The sequence below is a fragment of the Amycolatopsis sp. TRM77291 genome, from assembly GCF_054166285.1.
On record NZ_JBSZHF010000001.1, the window covers coordinates 4,127,091 to 4,149,459 of the forward strand.

Sequence of the window (22,369 nt, forward strand, 5' to 3'; positions counted from 1 at the left end):
GCAGGTCAGCGGCCCAAGCTGCTGGGACCGAGGGCCATCTTCCACTGTCGGAGGTTCGGCGTGCCAAGGAGAACCAGGAAACTACTCCCCCTGCTGGCGTCGCTCGTCACGCTGGCCGGACTGATGATCGTCGTCGTCACCCCGTCCCCGTCGAGCGCGGCCGGCCATGAGGACTGCCGTCCCGACGGGCTGTACCGGACACCCGGCGTCGACACCCCCTACTGCACCGTCTACGACACCGCGGGCCGCGAATCCCTGGGAGAAGGGCATTCCCGCCGCGTGATCGGCTACTTCACCAGCTGGCGCACCGGGAAGAACGGCGCACCGGCCTATCTGGTCAACAACATCCCGTGGTCGAAGGTCACCCATCTCAACTACGCGTTCGCGCATGTGGACGCGCAGAACAAGGTCTCGGTCGGCGCGCCGAGCGCGACCAACGAGTCCATCGGCATGGAATGGCCGGGCGTGCCCGGCGCCGAGATGGATCCGTCGTTGCCCTACAAGGGACATTTCAACCTGCTGACCAAGTACAAGAAGCAGCACCCGAACGTGAAGTCGCTGATCTCGATCGGCGGCTGGGCCGAGACCGGCGGCTTCCTGAACCCCGACGGCACCCGCAACGCCTCCGGCGGGTTCTACAAGATGACGCAGACCCAGGCCGGTATCGACGTCTTCGCGGATTCCGTCGTGGAATTCCTGCGCGCCTACGGTTTCAACGGCGCGGACATCGACTACGAGTACGCGACGTCGGCGAACTACGCCGGGAACCCGGACGACTACTGGATCGCGCAGGCCAACCGGGGCACCCTCTGGGCGGGTTACGAGAACCTGATGCGCACGCTGCGCGAGAAACTCGACCGGGCGGGCGCCGCCGACGGCAAGCACTACCTGCTGACCGCCGCCGTGCCCGCGTCCGGCTGGCTGCTGCGCGGCCAGGAGGTCTACGGCGTCACGCGCTATCTCGACTACGCCAACATGATGAGCTACGACCTGCACGGCGCGTGGAACCAGTTCGTCGGGCCGAACGCCGCGCTCTACGACTCCGGCAACGACGCGGAACTCGCGCACTGGCAGGTGTACACGACACCGCAGTACGACGGGCAGGGCTACCTCAACACCGACTGGGCCTATCACTACTTCCGCGGCGCGATGCAGGCCGGCCGGATCAACATCGGCGTCGGGTTCTACACCCGCGGCTGGCAAGGCGTGTCCGGCGGGACGAACGGATTGTGGGGCAAGGCTCCGCTGCCGGACCAGAAACAGTGTCCACCGGGCACCGGGTCACACGTCGGTTCGACCGTGCCGTGCGGCAACGGCGCGATCGGCATCGACAACCTCTGGCACGACCTCGGCCTGGCGGGCGGCGAGGTCCCCGCCGGCGCGAACCCGATGTGGCACGCGAAGAACCTCGAAAACGAGATCACCCCGGACTACCTGGAGGCGTACGGGCTGACGCCGAAGACCGACCCGACGGATCGGATCTCCGGCTCCTACAACCGGTATTACGACAACACGATGGTGACACCGTGGCTGTGGAACAACGACAAGAAGGTGTTCCTGTCCACTGAGGACGAAGCCTCGCTCGCCACGAAGGCCAAGTACGTGGCCGACAAGGGCATCGGCGGGATCATGATCTGGGAACTGGCGGGCGACTACGCCTTCGACGAAGCCAAGGGCCAGTACTTCATGGGTGACACGCTGATCACGAAGATCAACGACGGCCTGCGCGGCGCCGCCCCGTACGGCAACGCCAAGTCGCCGCGTCCCGCGCCGTCGTCGGTGCTGAACGCGAACGTCAACCTGACCGGCTTCGCGCTGGGCGACGCGAACTACCCGATCACCCCGCGGATGCGCATCACCAACAATTCGACCACCACCATCCCCGGTGGAACGAAGATCGAGTTCGACTACGGCACCAGCGCACCCGGCAGCATGTCCGACCAATCCGGCTTCGGCCTGACCGTCACGAGCAAGGGGCACAGCGGGCCCAACGTCGGCGGGATGAAGGGAGACTTCCAGCATGTCGCGGTGACCGTGCCGACCTGGCAGAACATCGCGCCAGGCGCCACCGTCGAGATCCGGCTGAACTACTACATGCCGATCGCGTCGCCGTCGAACTTCACGTTCACCTTCGGCGGGACCACGTACGCGATCGCGTCGGATCACCCGCGTGGCGGTGGTGCTCCGCCGACCACCACCACGACCACGGGAACGACGACGGGTACGACCGCCACGACCAGTCCGACGACCACGACCCGGACGACCACCACCAGCCCGACGACGACCACGTCGGTGCCGTCCGATGCCTGGAAGCCAGGTGTCGACTACGCCACCGGCGCCAGGGTGACCTACAACGGCACGGCATACGTGTGCCGCCAGGGCCACCGGTCGCTGTCCGGCTGGGAGCCGCCGAACGTGCCCGCCCTCTGGACCCCCGCCTGACAGAGCCCGGCAGCGCGCTACGAAAGGTCCTTTCCTTGCGAATTTTGCAAGGAAAGGACCTTTCATAGCGTCCGGAGTGTCATCAACGGGTCAGGCGGACTCAGTGGCGCTCGGCGTCGCGAAAGCCACTTTCGCAACCACGCGTGTACCGCTGAGCGCCGCCCGCCGCCAACGAAGGCCCGAGCACGTCGCGAAAGCCAGGCGGGTTCAACTGGTTGTTGCAAGTAGTGCTTTGTCGAGTGCTTGTGCTGGTGTGAGGAGGCCGAGTGTAGGGCGTGGTCGGGTGTTGAGGCGTAGGGCGATGGTGTCGCAGTGGGTTTGGGTGAGGTGGCGCAGGTCTGAGCCTTTGGGCCAGTAGTGGCGTAGCAGGCCGTTGGTGTTTTCGTTGCTGCCGCGTTCCCAGGGGCTGTGGGGGTGGCAGAAGTAGACCTGCAGGCCGGTGTCGAGGGTGAATTGGGCGTGCTGGGCCATTTCGTTGCCTTGGTCCCAGGTCAGCGATCGTTTCAGTTCGGTGGGCAGGGTAGCGATCATGCTGGTGAGCAGTTCCCGGACTTCGACGGCTTTGTGGGTGTCGGGCAGGGGGGCCAGCAGCACGAATCGGGAGTGGCGTTCGACCAGGGTGATGACCGCGCCCTGGCCGACTGCCCCGAGGAGCAGGTCGCCTTCCCAGTGTCCGGGCACGGCCCGGTCGGCGGCCTCGGCGGGGCGTTCGCTGATCGGGGTCATCCCGGCGATCCGGCCCTTGCGGCGGCTGGAGGTGCTGGTGCGTGACCGGCGCTGGTCACGGCCTGACCGCAGGTGCTCGGTGAGTTCGTTGCGTAGTTCACCACGAGTCTGGATGAACAGTGACTGGTAGATCGTCTCGTGACTCACCCGCATAGCCTGATCGTCGGGGAACAACCTCGGCAACATCAGGGAGATCAGCCGGGGTGACCAGTCCGCTTGCAGCAGACCGGTCACCACCGCCGCCAACCTACCGGCCAGCAGGTGGGTTTTCGGGCGCCGGCCGCGGTCGACGGCCAGGCGCTGGGCTCGGTCGGCCCGGTAGCGGCGAGGCCGGCCCGTGACCTTGGTGCCGGGCCGCGAGCACCGCGGTCCACCACCGCGCGTACTTCTCGTGAAATCGTCGAGGGTGACTTACCCAGCACCTTCGCCACCGCCTCCTGGGTAAGACCTTGATCCAGACCGTTCTGGATCTTCTCCCGCTCCTCGCGCGTCAACCGGGCTCCTGGCATGACGACCTCCCTATCAGCCGCCACCACTTGCAACAACCAGTTGAAACCGCCCCACTTTCAGGACGTCAGATGTCCCGAAAGTGGCTTTCGCGACATGCCCACCACGCCCAAAGCGGTCAGTAGCGCCCGGCGGTCAACGTGTCGAAGTCCGGGAAATCCCCCGCCAGCGTGGCGCCCGTGAAGTTCCCGACCCACCCGCCGTCGTCGTGGAAGAACCGGATGGACACGTAGTCGGGCCGCGTCCCCATGTCGAACCAGTGCGTGGTGTTCGCGGGCACGCTCAGCAGATCCCCCGCCTCGCACAGCACCGCGTACACCTTGCCCCCGACGTGCAGGTAGAACACGCCGGCACCCCGCGCGAAGAAGCGGTCTTCGTCATCGTCGTGGGTGTGCTCGGCGAGGAACTTCTGCCGGGCTTCGGCGGCCTCGGCCGACCAGCCGGGCTCGTCCGACGGGGTCATGCGCACGGCGTCCACGAACGTGTAGCCCTCGGCCGCCGAGACCTTGGCGATCGGCTCCTCGTAGGCGGCCAGCACCTGCTCGGGCGTCACTTCGCGCGGCAGATCCGGGACGAGGTCCCACCGTTCGAAGCGGACGCCGAGCCGCCCCAGTTCCCCGGTGATCACGGCCGGATCCTCGGTCCTGAGCGCGATCTCGCCGGGCCGGTCGTCCGGCCACACGGTCAGCAGGGTCATCGCACTCCCCTTTCTCCACCGACAAGTCTTGTCTCTACCCGGAACCGGAGCAACCACTCCAAACATTCCAGGCGATGGCGCGCGTGGCGCAGGTCGTCGCCCCAGACGTAGATCCCGTGCCGCGCGACGATCACCGCCGGCGTGTCCGCCCGGAACCCCGCCTCGAACGCGTCACCGAGGACACGCATGTCCTGGCCGTTGGCGATCACCGGGATGGTCACCAGGTCGTCGTGCGCGGCGCGGCCGAAACCCTTGAGCATCTCCAGGTCCCGCAGTTCGACGCCGTCCGGCCAGTGCTCGGCGGCGACCACCGGCGCGAGCGCGTGCACGTGGATCACCGCTCCCGCGCCCGACACCGCCGCGATCCGGGCGTGCAGCCCGGCCTCGGCCGACGGCACCTTCTCCGGATGCGGCTGGTCGGCGACGGCCAGCCCGTCCTCGCCGACCACCACGACGTCGTCGCTGGTCAGCTCACCTTTGTCCCGGCCGCTGACGGTGACGGCGACCCGCAGCGGATCGCGCCCGAGCACCACCGAGAGGTTGCCGGACGTACCCCGCATCCAGCCCAGCCCGGCGAGCCGGGCGGACTCCTCGGCCAGCGCGCGTCCGGCGAGCTCCAGAAGACTCATCGAGGGACGACCTTCACCTCGTCGAACGTCCGGATCATCCGGTGTGTCCCGAAATCGGCGTCGCCGAACGGTTCACCCTCGCGGGCGAGGCCGACGGTCTGCCAGCCGTCGGCGGCGGCACCGTCGAGTTCGGCGGGGACGTCGGAGAAGAACACGATGTCGCCCGGCTCGGCGTCCAGGGCGGAGGCGATCGCGCGATAGGACGGCGCCTCGCGCTTCGGCCCGGCGTTGACGGTGTCGAAATGCTTCTCGAACAGGCCGGTGACGTCGCCGTCGGTGGTCCGCGAGAACGACGCGATCTGCCCGGCGACCGAACCGGAGGAGAACACCGCGAGCCGCAGCCCGGACTCGTGCCACGATCGCAGCGCCGGGGCGACGTCACCGAAGAACTCGGTCGTGAGGTCGCCCTCGGCGTACCCGCGCTGCCAGATGAGCCCCTGCAACGTCTTCAGCGGCGCGATCTTCCGATCCGCGTCCATCCAGCCGTGCAGCACCCGCACGACGTCCACTGTGGACGCGTCCGCCGGGAGCCCGCCGAGTTCCTTGATCTCGGCGACAGCGCGGGCGACTTCGGGGTCCTCCGGGTGGTCGTCGATCCACGGGCCCAGCCGCGGGCGCGCGTAGTCGTAGAGGGTCACGTGCACGTAGCTGGTGGCGGTCAGCGTGCCCTCGATGTCGAGGACCACCCATCGGGCGGTCAGCGTTGCGGTCACTGGTTCGCTTCCCCTTCTGCGTAGTACTCACGGAGCCGTCCGGGCTCGAAGGCCCCGCGGTCGGTCACCACCGCGGTCACGAACCGCGGTGGTGTCACGTCGAAGGCCGGATAGTGCCCACGGACGCGTTCGCTGGCGACGCGGTGGCCGAGCGCGCTCAGCACCTCGTCGCCGTCGCGGTATTCGATCGGCACGTCGGCGCCGGTCGGCGCGGCCTGGTCGGGTGCCTGGACCATCGCGAGGAACGGCACGCCGAACGCCTCCGCCGCCACCGCGAGCCCCAGGGTGCCGATCTTGTTGACGACGTGGCCGTCCATGGTGACCCGGTCGGCCGCGGTCACCAGCGCGCCGACCTCGCCGGAGGACAGCACCGCGGCGCCCATCCCGTCGGTGATCAACCGGGTGTCGGCGCCCATCTCGGCGAGCGTCTCGGCGGTCAGCCGCGCGCCCTGCAGATACGGCCGGGTTTCCGTGCACAGGAAGGAGAACTCCTTGCCCTGCCGCCGCGCGGCGAGCACGAATTCGACCAGGTACAGGTCCGCCCAGCAATGCGTCAGCACGGTCGCCTTGTCCGGCACCATCGCGGCCGCGTGTTCACCGAGCGCGCGGCTGCGCGACCGATACAATTCGTCACCTGCTCGCGCACCCCTCGACGCGGCTTCGACGAGGTCATCCGCCGAATTGTCCACTTCGGACAGTACGGCGGCGACGGCCTTGCGCAGATGGTTGTTGGTCTTGCGGGTCGCGACGATCCGCTCCCCCGCCCGCTCCAGGTACGCCCGAGGGTCGGCGAACCCGGACGCCTCGCGGGCGGCGAGCACCATCGCGCCCAACGCGGCGAAGTACGGCCCGGAAGACTGCGTGACCATCTCTTCGATGGCCACCGCGACCTCTTCCGAAGTCCGGCAGAGCACCCATTCCCGCTTGAACGGGAACACCCGGCGGTCGAGGATGTGCACGCCTTCGTCGTCGAGACGGACGCTTTCGGCGAGGATCGGCAACGTCATCAGCTGTACCCCGAAAGGCACGGCGGGATCCCGTTGAGGAAGTGGTCGCCGACCTCGCGCGCCTTGTACGTCACAGGGTCGTGCAGGGTCAACGTGCGGGCGTTGCGCCAGAAGCGGTCGAAGCCGTACTTCGTCGCCGTTGCCCGCGCTCCGGTGAACTCGAAGACCTTACTGGTGGTTTCGACCGCGGCCCGGCTCGCGACGATTTTCGCGGACGAGATCGCGATGGCCGCGTCGGCACGCTCGGCCGGGGTCAGGTCGAACCCGCGCTCGTCGGCCTCGCCGAGCGCGGAAACCGCGGCGTCGACGGCGAATCCGGCCGCCCTCGCCGTCGCGACCAGCTCGCCGTATCCGGCCAGGATGTACGGATCCTGCGCCGCTTTGTCCACATCGGACAGTGTCCAGGGCCGGGCGGACTCCCGCGTGTAGACGGCCGCCGCGTCGAGCGCGCCGAACGCGAGGCCGACGTACACCTGCGCGAGCATGAGCTGGAAACCGATCGCGGCCAAGGAGATGCGGGGCACCTTCGGATCCGACTGGTCCTCCGGCTGGGCACCGAGCACGTCGTCCTCGTCGACGCGGACGGCCTCGAACCGCACCGCGCCGCTCGCGGTGAGCCGCTGGCCGATGTTGTCCCACTCACCGGGGAAGGTGATCCCGTCGGCCCGCGCGTCGACGACGAAGGTCAGCTTCTCCTCGTTGTCGGTCCTCGTCGCGCTGACCACCAGGCGATCCGCGACGGCCGCGCCGGTGGCGAAGGTCTTGGTGCCCTCGACGGTGAACCCGCCGTCGACCGGGGTCAGGAGCAGGGCGGCGTCGAGCGGATTGCTCACGCCCGCCCAGAACCAGCCCGGTTCGCTCGCCGCGCGCGGCCCGAACAGGCCGGTGCGCCACAGCTGCAGGTAGTGGTAGCCGAGCAGATGGCCGACCGACGCGTCCGCGGCGGAGACGATCCGGGTGGCCTCGTTCGCGGCCGCCCAGCCGGCGGTGTCGAGCAGGGGCAAGAGCCCGGACTCGCGCAGCAGGCCGACTTCGTGCACCGGGAGGTCTCCGGCGAGGTCCCGCTCGGCCGCGTCCGCCGCCAGGGTGCCCGCCAGCTCGTGCGCCGCTTTTCGCCACACTTCGGTCATTCCGCCCCTTCCACGTCGATGAGAGCGTCCAGCGCCACGCGGGTCGCCCTCGCCACCCCTTCGGCCACGACGTCGCGATGCGGGTCGTAGGCCGACGGGTCGGGGTGCTCGGGCCGCGCGTCGCCGTCGATCACGAGCACACCACCGGCCCGCAGGCCGCGCAATGCCGCGAACACCAGCAACGTGGAGAGTTCCATCTCAATGGCGATCACCCGCGCGGCCAAGTACTCGGTCATCGGGAGGGTGAGCACCAGCGGGCTGAACGCGGCCCGCGTCCACACCACGCCGCGGTGCGCCTCCGGTGCCGAGCGGCTCAGCGCCACGACGATCTCCGGGGTGGCGAACGCCGGGTACTCCGGATGGATCAGCTGCTGGGTGACGCCGTCGTCGCGGACGGCGGCCTCGGCGATGACGAGATCGCCGTCGGTGATCCCGTCGGCCAGCGACCCGGCGGTGCCGAGCCGCAGGAACGTGCGGACGCCCGCCTCGGCCAGCTCACCGAACTGGCACAACGCGCCAGGGCCGCCGACACCGTGCGACGACACGACGACCGCGACACCCTTCCAGGTGCCGGTGTAGCTGCGATACTCGCGGTTCTGGCCGACCAGGACGGCGTTCTCCAGCGATCCGGCCACAGTGGTCGCGCGGTCCGGGTCGCCCACGACCAGCGCACGCGGCGGCAGTCCGTGCCGGGGGATCTTGGTGATGGGCAGGACGTCGCTCACGCGGGCTGTCCCTTCTTGCGCTTGAGATTCGACAGGAACAGCGCCACGAGCGTGACGACGTACGGGGCGGCGTCGGTGGCCTGCTGCGGCAGCCCGATTCCCTGGAGCCGGAAGCCGAACGCCTCGGCGAGGCCGAACAGCAGCGCCGCGAGCAGCACGCCGAGCGGATGCGCGCGGCCCAGCATGACCGCGACGACGGCGATCCAGCCGCGGCCCGCGGTCATGTTCTCGGCGAAGAGCGTCACCGAGCCGAGCGCCAGTTGCGCGCCGCCGAGACCGCACAACGCTCCCCCGGCGAGGATCACCCCGTAGCGGTACTTGGTCACGTTGACGCCGAGGCTGGACGCGGCCTCCGGGCGCTCGCCCACGCCGCGCAGCCGCAGCCCCCACGGATGCCGGTACAGCAGCACCGCGAGCGCGGGCACGGCCAGCCAAGACAGGTAGACCAGCAACGATTGCCCCGGGATCGGCCCGAACCGGCCCAGCCCTCGCAACGACGGATCGCTGAACGAGCCTTCGGTGCCGAAGACGGTGCGGATGAGGAAGCTCGTCAGGCCGACCGCGAGCAGGTTGCTCGCGACGCCCAGGACGATCGGATCACCGTCGAAGGTGATCGAACCGATCGCGAGGATCAGCGAGTACGCCGTCGCCGCGATCACCGCCACGACGACGCCGATCCACGCGCTCCCGGTGTACCAGCTCCCGGCGACGGCGCCGAAGCAGCCGACCAGGAGTGAACCCTCCAGCGAGATGTTGAAGACCCCGGCACGCTGGCACAGCGCCCCCGCGAGCGCGGCGAACAGGATCGGCGTCAGCGCGGTGAGCGCCGAGGAGAACAGGCTCGCGTCGATCATGCCCGCCTCGCCTTCCGCTTGAAGACGCCCGAGGTCGCCGCCAGGAAGATGATGAGCACCGCTTGCAGGACGGCGGTCAGTTCGCGCGGGACCTGGGTGGCGCGTTCCATCGCGAACCCGCCGCTGGTCAGCGCCGCGAAGAAGACCGCCGCGAGCAGTGTCCCGAGCGGGCTGGCCCCGGCGAGCAGCGCCGCGAGCAAGCCGATCCAGGTGTACTGCGGCGTGATCAGCGCGCCGTCGATGAACCGGTACGGGAAACCGAGGACGGCGATCGCACCGACCAGCCCGGCCGTCCCGCCCGAGGCGGCCAGTAGCCGCAGGGTGAGCTTCGGCCGGTCGATCCCGGCGTAGACGGCGAACCGCGGCGCCCAGCCGGTCACCTTCGTCTCGAAACCGGCGGGAGTGCGGGCGTCGATCACCGTGTAGACCGCGATGACCGCCACCACCAGGAAGATCCCGGTCGTCACGCCGTCGATCTCGGGCAGCCGCGCGCCTTCGGTCAGCTGCGGGCTCTGCGGCAGGCTGGAACCGGCGTCCTTCATCGGGAAACGCACCAGATACCCGGCGAGCGACATCGCCGGATAGCTCAGCAACAGCGTGCTGATCAGCAACGGGACGCCGAGCCGGTTCTCGCAGACCGCGGCCAGCGCGGCGTACGCGGCTCCGGCGAGGACGCCCGCGAGCAGCGCGAGGATCACCTTGACCGGCCCGGGGCCGGGGACGTACAGGCCGACGGCGAGCGCGCTGACCGCGCCGAGCACGAGCTGTCCCTCGCCGCCGAGGTTCACCATGCCCGCGCGCAGCGGGATCGCGAGCGCGGTCGCCATCCCGGCGACCGGGACGGCGTAGGCGAGGGTGTCGCCGATGCCGTCGGGACCGAACGCGCCGGAGAGGATCGCGCCGTACGCGGCCAGCGGGTCGGTTCCGGTGGCCAGCAACAGGATCGCGCCGAGCACGAGCGCGGCGGCGACCGGGACGGCGACGAGGCGGACGCGGGTCATCCGGCACCTCCGGCCATCGCGAGGCCGATCGTGTGCTGATCGGCCTCGTCCTTGGTGAACTCCGCGACGATCCGCCCCTCGAACAGCACCAGCACGCGGTCCGAGAGCGCGAGGATCTCGCTGAGTTCGGCGGAGATCAGCAGGACGGCGTGCCCGGCGTCGCGATGGGCGACGAGCCTCGCGTGGATGTTCTCGATCGCGCCGACGTCGACGCCACGCGTGGGCTGTTCGACCAGCAGGAACGGCACGTCGTGGGTGAGTTCGCGGCCGAAGATCGCTTTCTGCTGGTTACCGCCGGACAGCGTGCCCATCACGGCGGCGGTGCCGGACGCGCGGACGTCGTAGTCCTCGATGATCGCCGACGCGTGATCGCCGATCGCCTTGCGTCGCAGGAATCCCTTGCGCACCAGGGGGCGCTTGCGGTGGAAGCCGACGGCGAGGTTCTCCCGGAGGCTCGCCGTGGGCGCCGAGCCGACCTCGGCGCGATCTTCCGGGACGTGGGCGAGCCCGGCATCCCTCCGCGCGCGGACCGACAGTCCGTCGAGCTTCTGTCCTTTGAGGACGATGGTGCCGCCGGTCTTCAGGAGACCGGTGATGGCGCCGGAAAGCTCGGCCTGCCCGTTACCCGCAACCCCGGCGACACCGACGATCTCCCCGGCACGCACGGTCAGGGACACGTTGTCCAGCAACGGTTTTCCTTCCGTTCCGGGAACTGTCAGGGAACGGGCTTCGAGGACCGTGTCACCGGGCGTCCCGGCCGGATGGGCACGATCGAGGTCGACCTCGCGGCCGGTCATCGCCGCGGCGAGCCCGGCGGCCGTCTGGTCCGCGGTGCGCCCGCGGGCACTGACGCGGCCGTCCCTCAGCACCGTGACGTGGTCGCTGACCGCGAGGACCTCCTGGAGTTTGTGCGACACCAGCAGAATCGTGCGATCCTCGGCCGCGAGAGCGCGCAGCACACCGAACAACCGCTCGGTCTCGGGCGGGGTCAGCACGGCGGTGGGTTCGTCGAGGATCAGGACGCCGGCCTCGCGGTACAGCAGTTTGAGGATCTCGACGCGCTGACGGAGCCCGACCGGCAGGTCACGGACCCGGTCACCTGGCCGCAGCCGCAGCTCGTGCCGGTCGATCAGTTCGGTGACGCGGGCCGTCGCCGCCTTGCGGTCGAGCAGGCCGCGGCGGGTCGGTTCGCTGCCGAACACGACGTTCTCGGTGACGGTGAGTTCGCCGAACAGCGCGAAACCCTGCTGCACCATGCCGACACCGGCGTCGATGGCCTGCGCGGGCGAGCCGAAGGAGACTTCCTCGCCGTGCAGCGAGATCGTGCCCTCGTCGGGCCGGTGCAGACCGTAGAGCACGGACATGAGCGTCGACTTGCCCGCGCCGTTCTCGCCCATCAGTGCGTGGATCTCGCCCCTGCCGACGTCGAGGTCCACGTGGTCGTTCGCGAGCACTCCGGGGAACCGCTTGACGATCCCCCGGAGTGAGACGGCGTCAGGACTTGGCGGGGTCATCGACGACGATCGCGCCCGAGATGATCTGGTCCCGCAGCTCGCCGACCTTGGCCAGCACGTCGGGGTGGCTCGCGACGACACATTGCGACGTCGCGGCGTCCGGCTCCAGCCCGGTCAGGGAGATGCCCTTCTCCTTGAGGCCGTAGGACTTCGTCTCGCCGGTCTTGCCGCCGAGGATCGCGTCGACCCCGTCGCCGACGACGACGTTGGTGCGCTTGATGACGTTGTCCACGACCTGTCCCGGGCTGGCCGGGCACTGGTTGGCGTCGACGCCGAACGCGAAGAACCCGCCCTGTTTGGCCGCCTCGAACACACCGAGGTTGCCCGCCGCGGAGGCCGCGCCCATGACGTGGTCGACGCCCTGGCCGGCGAGCGTGGCGGCCAGGGCCTTCGCGCGGGCCGGGTCGTTGAACGGGTTCGCGCCGCCGATGAACAGCGGGGCCAGCGTGGTACCGGGCTTGGCCTTCTCGGCGCCCTGCCCGAACGGGATCGAGTACCGGCGGAACTGGGGCGCGTCGAGCACGACGACCGCGCCGACCTTGCCGCTCTTGCTCAGCAGCCCGGCCTCGGCACCGGCGAGGTAGCTGCCCTCGTGCTCGCGGAACACCGCGCAGGTGACGTTCGGGAACGGTTTCGCCGTGCAGGAGTCCACGAAGAGGAACTTCTGCTCCGGGTTGCGTTCGGCCTCGGCCGCGATCGCGTCGGCGAAGTTGAAGCCGACTGCGACGATCACGGCGGGCTTCTCGCGCACCGCGGCCGCGAGGTTCTGCTGGATCGACGCCGGATCGGTGCTCTGGTACACCTTCTGCGTCCCGTTGTGCTTCTTGGCCGAGTCCTCGATGCCCTGGACGGCGAGCTTGAGGAAGTCGTTGACGCCGACCGGGCTCGGCGTGATCAGGACCAGCGCGGGACCGGCGGCGTTCTGGGCGGCCGGGTCCTTGGCCGAGGCGTTGCACGCGGCGAGGAGCGTGGCGGCGGAAACGGCCATGACGGCCCGCAGGAGGGTTCTCGGCGACATGTCCCGGACTTTATGTCTCCGGTCCACGATATGACACCGAGTCCCATCATGCGGAACCGTGTAGGTCGTTATACATCCCCGAGATCCGCGCCGAGGACCGACACTTGCCTCGGCCGGTGGAGACCGGCGGTGCGGCGCAGGGTGAACCGGTCGATCTCGGCGCCGTCGTTGCGCAGGGTCCGCACGGTGAGCGTCGTCCGGCGGCCGGACCAGGCGGGCTCGACGTCGATCGCGAGGAACGAGTAACCGGTGTAGCGCACCCGCGACCAGGACACGGTCTCAGTCACCTTCTCACCGCCCTGGACCCAGTGGTACGACTGGAACTCCCCCGCGAACGTGTCGGGCACCGGGAAGCTGTAGAGACTCTTCCCGCCACCACCGCAGGTCGCGTACACGGTGCCGTCGCGGTCCGGCTCGACCGTGTCACCGATCTTGACTTCCCGGGTCACCTTGCCGCCACGGAGGGCGTCGGTGCGCTCGTAGATGTGGTTGTGGCCGTTGATCACGAGGTCGACGCGGTACTTGTCGAACAACGGGACCCACTGCTCACGGACGCCGCCCTCGGAGGCGTGCTGGTTGGTCGTCGAGTAGGCACAGTGGTGGAAGAACACCACGATGAAGTCGACGTCCGGCTGCGACCGCAGATACCGCAGGCGGCGCTTGAGCCACGCCGTCTGGGAGCCGTGCGAATAGCCGAGGTTGGCGGGGATCTCGTAGGAGACGTCGTTGGCGTCGAGGGAGATCACCCCGACGTTGCCGTAGATGAACGAGTACACACTGGGGCAGTCGTGCGGGCCGCCGCCGGGGAAGTCCCAGCGTTTGACCTGGCCGCCGTAGCCGTCGGGCGAGTAGAGGGCCTCCATGTCGTGATTGCCGGTGGTGACCATCCACGGCACGGACGCGGCGACACCCTCGATCTGCCGGTAGTAGGCGTCCCAGACCTTGGGGTCGAAGAGGTCGTGGTCGGTGTCGGGCTTATTACCGGGCGGCTTGCCCGCGCCACTCGGGTCGGCGTACGCGATGTCGCCCGCCAGCAGGTGGAAACGCGGGTTCTGCCGCGCGACCGCACCGTCCTGCGCGAGCGCCGTCGTCGAAACGCCCTGGTCACCGAACGCGGTGAAGGTGAACTTGCCCGTCGGGATCCCCCGGGCGGGCGCGGTGGTGAACGTCGAGATCGCGGCGGGCCCGCCGTCGCCCGACGCCGGGTCGAAACCCTCGTGCCCGACGGCGTACCGGTAGGTGTGACCGGGCCAGAGGTGATCGGCCTCGGCGTGCAGGTAGTACTGGTCGTACGGCGCGATGACCCCGGCGACCTCGGAATGCAGCGCGCGAACCTCGGCCGGGATGCGGTGACTCCATCCGCCGTGCCCGTCGGCGATCCGCAGGAACGGCTTCCGCACCGGCGCCGGCACCTGCCACGCGACCCGCATCGACGTCCGCGGATTCCGGCCGAACGCGATGTGCCGTCCCGCGGGGACGACCTTGTCGCCGTCGGCGTACGCGGTGCCCTGCAAGAGAAGCGGTCCGGCGGCGAGGACGGCGCCCTTGAGGATCGTGCGGCGGCTCAGGAACTCGTGTTGCTCGGCCATCGTGAGGTACGAGGCCAGCGCGTCGGGGACACCGACCCTGGGGATTTCCATACGCGGGATGGTCGCCGACGGATGTGTTCGGCTCACGACGACGAGACGAACGGGAGTGGTCGAACTGTCCATCATGGACTCAAGGCTTCCCCAAGCTTCCTTTACCCTTCCCGCCTCGTGCATTTAGCCGACTAATTGCTTTCCGCATTTAGCTGACTAATTACACCCTCGCTTAGCAGGCTAAATGCGTCCCTCATTTAGTCGACTAAATGCACTCGGCATCTAGTCGACTAAATGCGTTCCTTGCGCAGCCTTCACGGGTGCCGATGCCACGACCGTGGCGGCCCCGCGAGCAGCCGCGCGTTTAGTCGGCTAAATGCGGTCCGCTTTCTTTGCGTGATCCCCTGCGCAGCCACATCACCCTTCAGTGTTGTATGCGCGTTTCGCTTGTCGCTTAAAATTACGAACATCTGTTCGATGGTTTTCGGTATTATGAAGGCGTGTCCGNCATCCACTGGGCAGACAACGGACCCACCGACCTCCGCAATCTCGTGCTCCTGTGCGGTTTCCACCACCGGCTGATTCATCACGGTGATTGGGAAGTACGGATGGCGGCCGATGGGTTACCCGAGTTCATTCCGCCTCAGTATCGGGATCCGCTTCGGCAACCTCGCCGCAATACCTTGCATCACCGCTGAACGTCGAGGAGCCCGTCGGTCACACCGGCGACGGGCCCTTCGGCATGCCCGCCGGACGCTACCGTCGTTGACGAAGGGACACTCAACGTCCCAAATCCTTCATCAACGACCGAGACAGGCATCGTGGACGCACGAGCGAACCGGCTCCGCGGAACCCGACCATCCATCACCGAAAACCTCATGACCGGACCGACCACGCACGACCGTGCGGGTTTCGGGACATCAGATGTCCCGAAACCCACACAGTCCCATCACCAATGGACCAGTCACGACCGAAAAGAGCCGGGCCACTCAACGTCCCTCGATCAAGGCCAACAGTCGCCAACGTCCCGAACCGTCCTACGCGCCCGGGCCAATCAGGCACGGCAGCTGGACCTGACTGCCGGACGCGCAGCTTGCTCCAGATCTCGCGCACCAGACAGGCGCCTCACTCCGCACGCGGAACTAACGCTCACCTCGGACCGTCCGCCGCAGCTTCGGCACCCGCTCGTACAACGTCCGCTCCGCCCCACGCTGCGTCGGCTCGTAGTAGTCCCGTCCCACCAGCTCGTCCGGCGGATACTGCTGCGCCAGAACACCTTCCTGCACTTTTTGCGGATGCCGGTAGCCCTTCGCGTTGCCGAGTTTCTCCGCCCCCGCGTAATGCCCGTCCCGCAGATGCGGCGGCACCGTCCCGATCCGCCCGGACCGGACGTCGCTGAGCGCGGCGTCGATACCGGTGATGATGGCGTTCGACTTCGGCGCCGTCGCCAGGTGCACGGTCGCCTGCGCCAGCGCGAGACGGCCTTCCGGCATGCCGATGAACTGCACCGCGTGCGCCGCCGCGATGGCCGACTGCAACGCCGTCGGATCGGCCATGCCGATGTCCTCGCTCGCGTGCACGACCAGACGCCGGGCCAGGAACCGCGGATCCTCCCCCGCCTCGATCATCCGTGCCAGATAGTGCAGCGCGGCGTCCACATCGGACCCTCGGATGGATTTGATGAACGCGCTGATGACGTCGTAGTGCTGATCGCCGTCGCGGTCGTAGCGCACCGCCGCCTTGTCCACTGTGGACTCGACGATGGCGAGGTCGATCGTTTTGGCCTCGGTCGCGCTCGCCGCGTCCGCTGCCGCTTCCAGCGCGGTGAGCGCGCGCCGCGCGTCACCGGAGGCCAGCCGCACCAGATGTTCCCGCGCGTCTTCGGTCAGGGTGAGTTCGCCGCCGAGGCCACGTTCGTCGGTCAGGGCGCGTTCGATCAGCGCGACGATGTCGGCGTCGGTCAGCGGCCGCAACTGCAGCACCAGCGACCGTGAAAGCAGCGGCGAGACGACGGAGAACGACGGGTTCTCCGTGGTGGCCGCCACCAGCAGCACTGTCCGGTCCTCCACTGCGCCGAGCAGGGCGTCCTGCTGCGTCTTGGAGAACCGGTGGACCTCGTCGATGAACAGCACCGTGTTCTCGGCGTTGTAGTTCCGGCGGCGACGGGCCTCTTCGATGACTCCGCGCACCTCTTTCACCCCAGCCGACAGCGCGGACATCGCCACGAAGCGGCGGCCGGTCGCGGCCGAGACCAGGTTCGCGAGCGTGGTCTTACCCGTCCCCGGCGGACCGTAGAGCAGCACGGAAGCGGGAGCGGCGCCTTCGACGAGCCGCCGCAGCGGCGCGCCCTCACGCAGCAGGTGCTGCTGGCCGACGACCTCGTCGAGCGAACGCGGCCGCATCCGCACCGCCAGCGGTGAGCCCGCCGGAACAGCGGTCTCCCTCGGCTCGGCCGGCTCCGGCGGCGGCCCGAGGTCGGGGTTCACGGTGAAGAGTTCGTCCTGTGCCACGGTGTCGACGGTAGCCGCACCCACCGACGGTTCCGGCCACAGGTCAGCGCAGCCGCTCCCGGAACGCGTGCCACATGATCACGGCCGCGTACGGCACGAACTCGCGCCCGCGCCGCCACACCCACGGGATGCCCTTGAGCACCAGCCAGCCGACGTGCCCGGCGGTACTCGGCTCCACGCCTCCCGAGCAGGTCAGGCTGACCGGCCGCGGTACCGCGAACCCGGCCTCGGCCAGCCGTTCGGTGAACCCGGTCGCCAGCATCCGGTGACCGAGTTCCGACGGGTGCAGCCGGTCGACGCTCCACGCGGTGAGGTCGTAGGCGCCGGGCAGCAGTTCGAGGTCGAGACACGGCACGCCCTCACGTGCGACGACCTCGTCGATGGCGGCGTTCAGTTCGGCCACCCGCTGGCTCAACGCCCGGCGCAGCGACTGCGGAAGACGGAACACCTTGCCGTGGTCGTGGTACCGCACCGGGACCACGGTGGTTCCGGCGGCGGCCAGGGCGTGGATCACCTCGGTGAGGTCCGCGGCGATCTTCTCGGCGCTGAAATCGGGGCGCAGCGTGTCGTTCATACCCGCCACCACCAGCGCGACGTCCGGCCGGTGCGCGACGGCCGCGGGGAGCTGCTTCGTCAGCACACAGCCCATGCGCGCGCCGGTGAACGACGGGTTCAGGTAGCCGTCCGGCTCGACGCCCAGCGCTTCGGCGACGAGCGGGCCGACCCCGCGCCAGCCGCCTCGATCCGGCAGCGGGTCGCCAAGGCCCACGGCCGTGGAATCGCCGAGCACGACCAGTCTGCGCGCCGACCGCGGTACGGCGGGCGCGGGAGGGAGGAGAGGTTCGGGACTCGGAGTGACTTCGACACTGATCACGGTCACGGTAGCCACCATCGGCCACGCAGACTCACCCGTGGTGATGCCTGGGTAACGCGGTGAGGACGGTCGAGCGAAAAGTCCGTGCGGCGGTTACCGGAACGCCGGATAGAAGGCGAGATCCGCGTGCGGCCCCAGCCTCGCGCCGAGTGCGGCCGCGACCCTGGTGGCGTGCTCGGAGATATGGGTCAGGCGGGCGCGCAGCGAATGTTTGGCCAGCTCCCGCCACCAGGTCACCAGCGCGGCCTCCCGGCTGATCGGCGTGGCGTGCCGGTCCAGGTCCAGCTCCGGGAGGATCTCCCACGTGATGACCCACAGCAGGAGGAGCTGACCGTCCATCAGGTGCTCGGCCAGCGCGTCCTCGTCCGCGAGCCCGGGCCAGACCGAGACGACCTCGGCCCGCCAGGCCGCGATCATCGCCTCGCTCATCCCCGGCGGCAGCGCCAGCGCGTCCTCGCTCGACGCGAACGGGAGCCGCAGATACGCAGCGTCCATCAGGGTGCTGCGCACCCGGCCGCGTTCGAAGTCGAGGAACCGCACTCCCCCGCTGGTCACGAGGTTGTTGTCCGGGCTGAGATCCACGGGACTGAACGCGCGGTACGACGGCGAACCCGCCCGCTCGGCGACCTCCATGACCCGCCGCTGCACCGGCTCCGGCGTCTCGACGTCGAGCAGTTCCTCCAGCAGCCCCGGCAACTGGGCACAGACCGCGGGCAGCGGCGCGTCCTCGTTCTTGACCGGGCCGCCGAGACGGCGCAGCAGCGCGTTGAAATCGGGCTCGCGGCTCGCCGTGCTCGCGTGCAGCCTGCCCAGCGACCGGGCCCAGGACAGCAGCGCGCGTTCGGCGCCGCGCGCGTCCCGCGCGTGGAGCTTGTCGTGCAGCGTCGGGACGCCGCCGAGGTCCTCGATCACCAGGACCCGGTCCCGGCCGTCGTGGGCCAGCAGCTCCGGGCACATCCGGTCCTCCGGCGCGAGCGCGGTGAACAGCTGGTAGCTGACCGCCTCCTGCGCGAACGGGTCGGGCCGCCCCGGTTCGGGTTGGTCGGGGTAGTGCTTGATGACGAGGGTGCGCGGCAGCGCGAACGGCGACGACGCCACCCGCGCCCGCACGACCGTCGCCGGGCCGCTGCCGGCGAGGTCTTCGGGGGCCACGAGGGTGATCGCGCTGCCGAATCGGCGCGAAAGGACCGACTCGCCCGCGGCGACCGCGGCCGCGATGGCGAGGGTTTCGGCTCCAGCTCCGACGGTCGAATCGTCGGCAGAGGAGGTATCGACTGTCATTGCCACCGACCCTACTCGTGACTGAGCAACCATGACCACTGAGATCCGGGCAATCGCGCGCACTGGCGCGATCTGGGACTCATCCGCGTGAAAGCGGACGTTCCGTCACCCTCGATCGTTGCCCACGACGGCGCATTGTCAGCACAATGGCCGCAGCTGCAACGATTCCGATGAGATTGACCAGCAGCTGACCGGCCGAATAAAGGCACCGTTCCCACTGACCGGCAACCGCCGCGACCACCGCGTAACCCGCCGCGGGAACGGTCGTCACCGAGATGAACACGCCGACGAGCGCGGCGGATTTGGCCGAAGTCATGGAAAGCATCCCGGCCGCCCCGGCGAGCAGCGCGACGATCAGCGACGCGATCCCCACCTGGTAAACGAAATCGACCTCGTGGTTGTCGGCGAGCTTGCTGACCTCCAGCACGCCGGTGGCGTTGCCCACCAGCACCACACCGAGGGTGATCACCATCGCGATCGGGAAGCCGCCGAGCAGCGCGAGGGCGCCCTGCTTCACGAGATCCTTCCGGCGCAGCACCAGACCGACCGCGATGGCCGCCAGCGGGCCGAATTCCGGCCCGACGACCATGGCGCCGACGATGGTGACCGCCGAGTTCGTGACGACACCGACCGACGCCAGCAGGCACGCGATGGTCAGGAACGCCTGAAATGTCCAAGTGAGGCGCGACTCCTCGCCGGTGCGGCCGACGAGTTCCTGCCACACCACCGCGTCCGCGGCCTCACCCGGCGCCGCCTCCTCCGCTTTGTCGGCGGCGTCGGACACCGCGGTGTCCAGCGCTTCAAGCGTGATCCCGCCGGTGTGGTCGAGGTCGAGACCGCACAGCGACTCGATGATGTCGTCGGTCGCCTCGCGTGCGATGTCCGCCTCGATCAGGTCGCCTTCGGGCGCGACCGCCACCCCGCGGTGCACCACGAGGTGCGCCGTCCCGGCGTGTGCCCGCAGGATCCGGATCGCTTCTTCGGTCCGGTCCGGCGGGCACACGGCCCTGAGGTGGAGCATCAGTTCTTGACGGGCGGCGCGGGCTTGGCGTCGATGCCCGCCTCCTTGCGCTGCTCCGCGGTGATCGGCGCGGGAGCCGCGGTCNGGCCGGGCCCGCCCCCCCCACGGCCCTGAGGTGGAGCATCAGTTCTTGACGGGCGGCGCGGGCTTGGCGTCGATGCCCGCCTCCTTGCGCTGCTCCGCGGTGATCGGCGCGGGAGCCGCGGTCAGCGGGTCGAACCCGCCACCGGTCTTCGGGAACGCGATGACGTCACGCAGTGACTCGGCCTTGGCCAGCAGCATGACGATGCGGTCCCAGCCGAACGCGATCCCGCCGTGCGGCGGCGGGCCGAAGGCGAAGGCGTCGAGCAGGAAGCCGAACTTCTCCTGCGCCTCCTCCTCGGACAGGCCCATCAGCTCGAAGACCTGCTTCTGCAGCTCCTGCTGGTGGATACGGATCGAGCCGCCGCCGATCTCGTTGCCGTTGCAGACGATGTCGTAGGCGTAGGCCAGCGCGTTGCCGGGGTCGTCGGCGAGTTTGCCGATCCACTCCGGGGTCGGCGAGGTGAAGGCGTGGTGCAGGGCCTTCCACTTTCCGCCGCCGACCGCGACGTCGTCGGACTCCTCGGCCGAGATGAACATCGGGAAGTCGACGACCCAGACGAACGACCAGGCGTTCTCGTCGATCAGCCCGAGACGGCTGCCGATCTCCAGCCGGGTGGCGCCCAGAAGCGCACGCGCGTCGGCCGGCTTGCCCGCGGCGAAGAAGATGCAGTCACCGGGCTTGGCGCCGGCGGCTTCGGCGACCGTCTCGCGCTCCTTCTCCGACAGGTTCTTCGCGACCGGCCCGCCGAGCGTGCCGTCCTCGTTGACGAGGATGTACGCGAGGCCGCGGTGGCCGCGCTGCTTGGCGAAGTCCTGCCAGGCGTCGAGGGTGCGGCGCGGCTGGTCGGCCCCGCCCGCCATCACGACGGCGCCGACGTACGGCGCCTGGAACACGCGGAACGGGGTGTCGGCGAAGAACGCCGTCATGTCGGTCAGTTCGAGGTCGAAGCGCAGGTCCGGCTTGTCCGAGCCGTACTTCTCCATCGCCTCGGCGTAGGTGATGCGCCGGAACGGCCGGGGGATCTCGGCGCCGATCAGCTTCCACAGCGCCGTCACGATGTCCTCGCCGAGCGCGATGACGTCGTCCTGCTCGACGAAGCTCATCTCGATGTCGAGCTGGGTGAACTCCGGCTGCCGGTCGGCGCGGAAGTCCTCGTCCCGGTAGCAGCGCGCGATCTGGTAGTACCGCTCCAGGCCGCCGACCATGAGCAGCTGCTTGAACAGCTGCGGCGACTGCGGGAGCGCGTACCAGGAGCCGGGCTTGAGCCGGGCGGGGACCACGAAGTCGCGGGCGCCCTCGGGGGTGGAACGGGTCATGGTCGGAGTCTCGACCTCGACGAACTCCTGCGCGTGCAGTACCTCGCGGGCCGCGCGGTTCACCTCGCTGCGCAGGCGCATCGCGGCCGCGGGGCCGCTGCGGCGCAGGTCGAGGTAGCGGTGCTTGAGCCGCACCTCCTCGCCGACGTCGACCCGGTCGTCGATCGGGAACGGCAGCACGGCGGCCTCGGACAGCACCTCGAGCTCGGTGGCCAGCACCTCGATCTCACCGGTGGGGATCTCGGTGTTGGCGTTGCCTTCCGGCCGCGTCGAGACCTCACCGACGATGCGGACGCAGTACTCGGAGCGCAGCTGGTGGGCGCGCTCGGCCATCTCGCCCTCGCGGAAGACGACCTGGCTCACGCCGCTGGCGTCGCGCAGATCGATGAAGATGACGCCGCCGTGATCGCGCCGCCGGGCCACCCATCCGGTGAGGGTGACCGTCTGACCGGCGTGCTCGGCACGCAAGGTGCCGGCTTTGTGGGTGCGAAGCACTGCGGGTGCTCTCCTTCGGCATCACGATTCTGCGATTCGACGGTTTTTCGCCGACGTCGAAGGCTAACGAATCGCCCCGGATGCCTCGCGACCAGGTGTTCTCAGGGCCGGTTGGCGGAGCCGAGGTCTTGTCGGGAACGGGACCACAGGCGTGAACCCACCCCGGCCGCAGGCCCCGCTATCGCGGTGGCAGGGCGCCTACACCGCCTTCGCGACCTGGAAGACCAGATCGCGCCCGCGCCCT

17 protein-coding genes and 2 pseudogenes are annotated in these 22,369 nt (G+C 69.3%); 2 read left to right on the forward strand and 17 right to left on the reverse strand.

The annotated features are described in order from the left end of the window. The first annotated feature begins 60 nt into the window (after window positions 1-60). Entirely contained in the window at window positions 61-2,442 is a 2,382-nt protein-coding gene (locus ACXIZN_RS18905) for a chitinase C-terminal domain-containing protein (protein WP_457955954.1), read from the forward strand. A 207-nt stretch (window positions 2,443-2,649) separates the two neighbouring features. Here the strand turns inward: ACXIZN_RS18905 and ACXIZN_RS18910 are convergent. From ACXIZN_RS18910 to ACXIZN_RS18965, 12 genes and pseudogenes are all read right to left on the reverse strand, one after another. Continuing rightward, window positions 2,650-3,677, reverse strand: a pseudogene (locus tag ACXIZN_RS18910) (IS30 family transposase). Between the two features lie 116 nt (window positions 3,678-3,793). After that, window positions 3,794-4,372, reverse strand: coding sequence for a 1,2-dihydroxy-3-keto-5-methylthiopentene dioxygenase (locus ACXIZN_RS18915; protein WP_457955955.1), 579 nt, complete (start codon window positions 4,370-4,372; stop codon window positions 3,794-3,796). Further along, window positions 4,369-5,001, reverse strand: a complete 633-nt coding sequence (mtnB, locus tag ACXIZN_RS18920) for a methylthioribulose 1-phosphate dehydratase (protein WP_457955957.1) — start codon at window positions 4,999-5,001, stop codon at window positions 4,369-4,371. Before mtnB ends, ACXIZN_RS18915 begins: the two co-directional genes overlap by 4 nt. Then, complete coding sequence (gene mtnC, locus ACXIZN_RS18925) at window positions 4,998-5,714, reverse strand: acireductone synthase (RefSeq protein WP_457955959.1); 717 nt, start codon at window positions 5,712-5,714, stop codon at window positions 4,998-5,000. The genes mtnB and mtnC overlap by 4 nt, the downstream gene beginning before the upstream one ends. Next, window positions 5,711-6,721, reverse strand: a complete 1,011-nt coding sequence (locus tag ACXIZN_RS18930; RefSeq protein WP_457955961.1) for a methylthioribose-1-phosphate isomerase — start codon at window positions 6,719-6,721, stop codon at window positions 5,711-5,713. Before ACXIZN_RS18930 ends, mtnC begins: the two co-directional genes overlap by 4 nt. Further along, entirely contained in the window at window positions 6,721-7,851 is a 1,131-nt protein-coding gene (locus ACXIZN_RS18935) for an acyl-CoA dehydrogenase family protein (RefSeq protein ID WP_457955963.1), read from the reverse strand. The genes ACXIZN_RS18930 and ACXIZN_RS18935 overlap by 1 nt, the downstream gene beginning before the upstream one ends. Next, window positions 7,848-8,576 (reverse strand): nucleoside phosphorylase, encoded by a 729-nt coding sequence (locus ACXIZN_RS18940; RefSeq protein WP_457955964.1) that lies wholly within the window; start codon window positions 8,574-8,576, stop codon window positions 7,848-7,850. The genes ACXIZN_RS18935 and ACXIZN_RS18940 overlap by 4 nt, the downstream gene beginning before the upstream one ends. Then, window positions 8,573-9,430, reverse strand: coding sequence for an ABC transporter permease (locus ACXIZN_RS18945; protein ID WP_457955965.1), 858 nt, complete (start codon window positions 9,428-9,430; stop codon window positions 8,573-8,575). The genes ACXIZN_RS18940 and ACXIZN_RS18945 overlap by 4 nt, the downstream gene beginning before the upstream one ends. Continuing rightward, a complete protein-coding gene (locus ACXIZN_RS18950; protein WP_457955966.1) occupies window positions 9,427-10,431 on the reverse strand; it encodes an ABC transporter permease in 1,005 nt (334 codons plus the stop codon). Before ACXIZN_RS18950 ends, ACXIZN_RS18945 begins: the two co-directional genes overlap by 4 nt. Then, window positions 10,428-11,945 carry an ABC transporter ATP-binding protein gene (locus ACXIZN_RS18955; RefSeq protein WP_457955967.1) on the reverse strand — a complete coding sequence of 506 codons (1,518 nt, stop codon included), beginning with the start codon at window positions 11,943-11,945 and terminating at the stop codon, window positions 10,428-10,430. The genes ACXIZN_RS18950 and ACXIZN_RS18955 overlap by 4 nt, the downstream gene beginning before the upstream one ends. Then, a complete protein-coding gene (locus ACXIZN_RS18960; protein WP_457955968.1) occupies window positions 11,926-12,963 on the reverse strand; it encodes a BMP family ABC transporter substrate-binding protein in 1,038 nt (345 codons plus the stop codon). The genes ACXIZN_RS18955 and ACXIZN_RS18960 overlap by 20 nt, the downstream gene beginning before the upstream one ends. Window positions 12,964-13,031: 68 nt before the next feature. Beyond that, the gene (locus ACXIZN_RS18965; protein ID WP_457955969.1) at window positions 13,032-14,603 is read right to left on the reverse strand and encodes a purple acid phosphatase family protein; all 1,572 of its coding nucleotides are present in this window, start codon (window positions 14,601-14,603) and stop codon (window positions 13,032-13,034) included. 452 nt (window positions 14,604-15,055) lie between these two features. Here ACXIZN_RS18965 and ACXIZN_RS18970 point away from each other — a divergent pair. After that, window positions 15,056-15,241: pseudogene (locus ACXIZN_RS18970) on the forward strand (HNH endonuclease signature motif containing protein); the annotation flags it as partial. Between the two features lie 444 nt (window positions 15,242-15,685). Here ACXIZN_RS18970 and ACXIZN_RS18975 read toward each other — a convergent pair. From ACXIZN_RS18975 to aspS, 5 genes are all read right to left on the reverse strand, one after another. Continuing rightward, a complete protein-coding gene (locus tag ACXIZN_RS18975) occupies window positions 15,686-17,053 on the reverse strand; it encodes a replication-associated recombination protein A (protein WP_457955970.1) in 1,368 nt (455 codons plus the stop codon). A 43-nt stretch (window positions 17,054-17,096) separates the two neighbouring features. Beyond that, window positions 17,097-17,945: an SGNH/GDSL hydrolase family protein gene (locus tag ACXIZN_RS18980; protein ID WP_457955971.1), complete on the reverse strand. Its 849-nt coding sequence runs from the start codon at window positions 17,943-17,945 to the stop codon at window positions 17,097-17,099. 75 nt (window positions 17,946-18,020) lie between these two features. Then, on the reverse strand, window positions 18,021-19,208 hold the full coding sequence (locus ACXIZN_RS18985) for a phosphotransferase (protein WP_457955972.1): 1,188 nt from the start codon (window positions 19,206-19,208) through the stop codon (window positions 18,021-18,023). A gap of 79 nt (window positions 19,209-19,287) precedes the next feature. Continuing rightward, the gene (locus ACXIZN_RS18990; RefSeq protein WP_457955973.1) at window positions 19,288-20,229 is read right to left on the reverse strand and encodes a DUF389 domain-containing protein; all 942 of its coding nucleotides are present in this window, start codon (window positions 20,227-20,229) and stop codon (window positions 19,288-19,290) included. Window positions 20,230-20,352: 123 nt separating this feature from the next. Continuing rightward, complete coding sequence (aspS, locus tag ACXIZN_RS18995) at window positions 20,353-22,125, reverse strand: aspartate--tRNA ligase (protein ID WP_457955974.1); 1,773 nt, start codon at window positions 22,123-22,125, stop codon at window positions 20,353-20,355. Window positions 22,126-22,369: the final 244 nt, after the last annotated feature.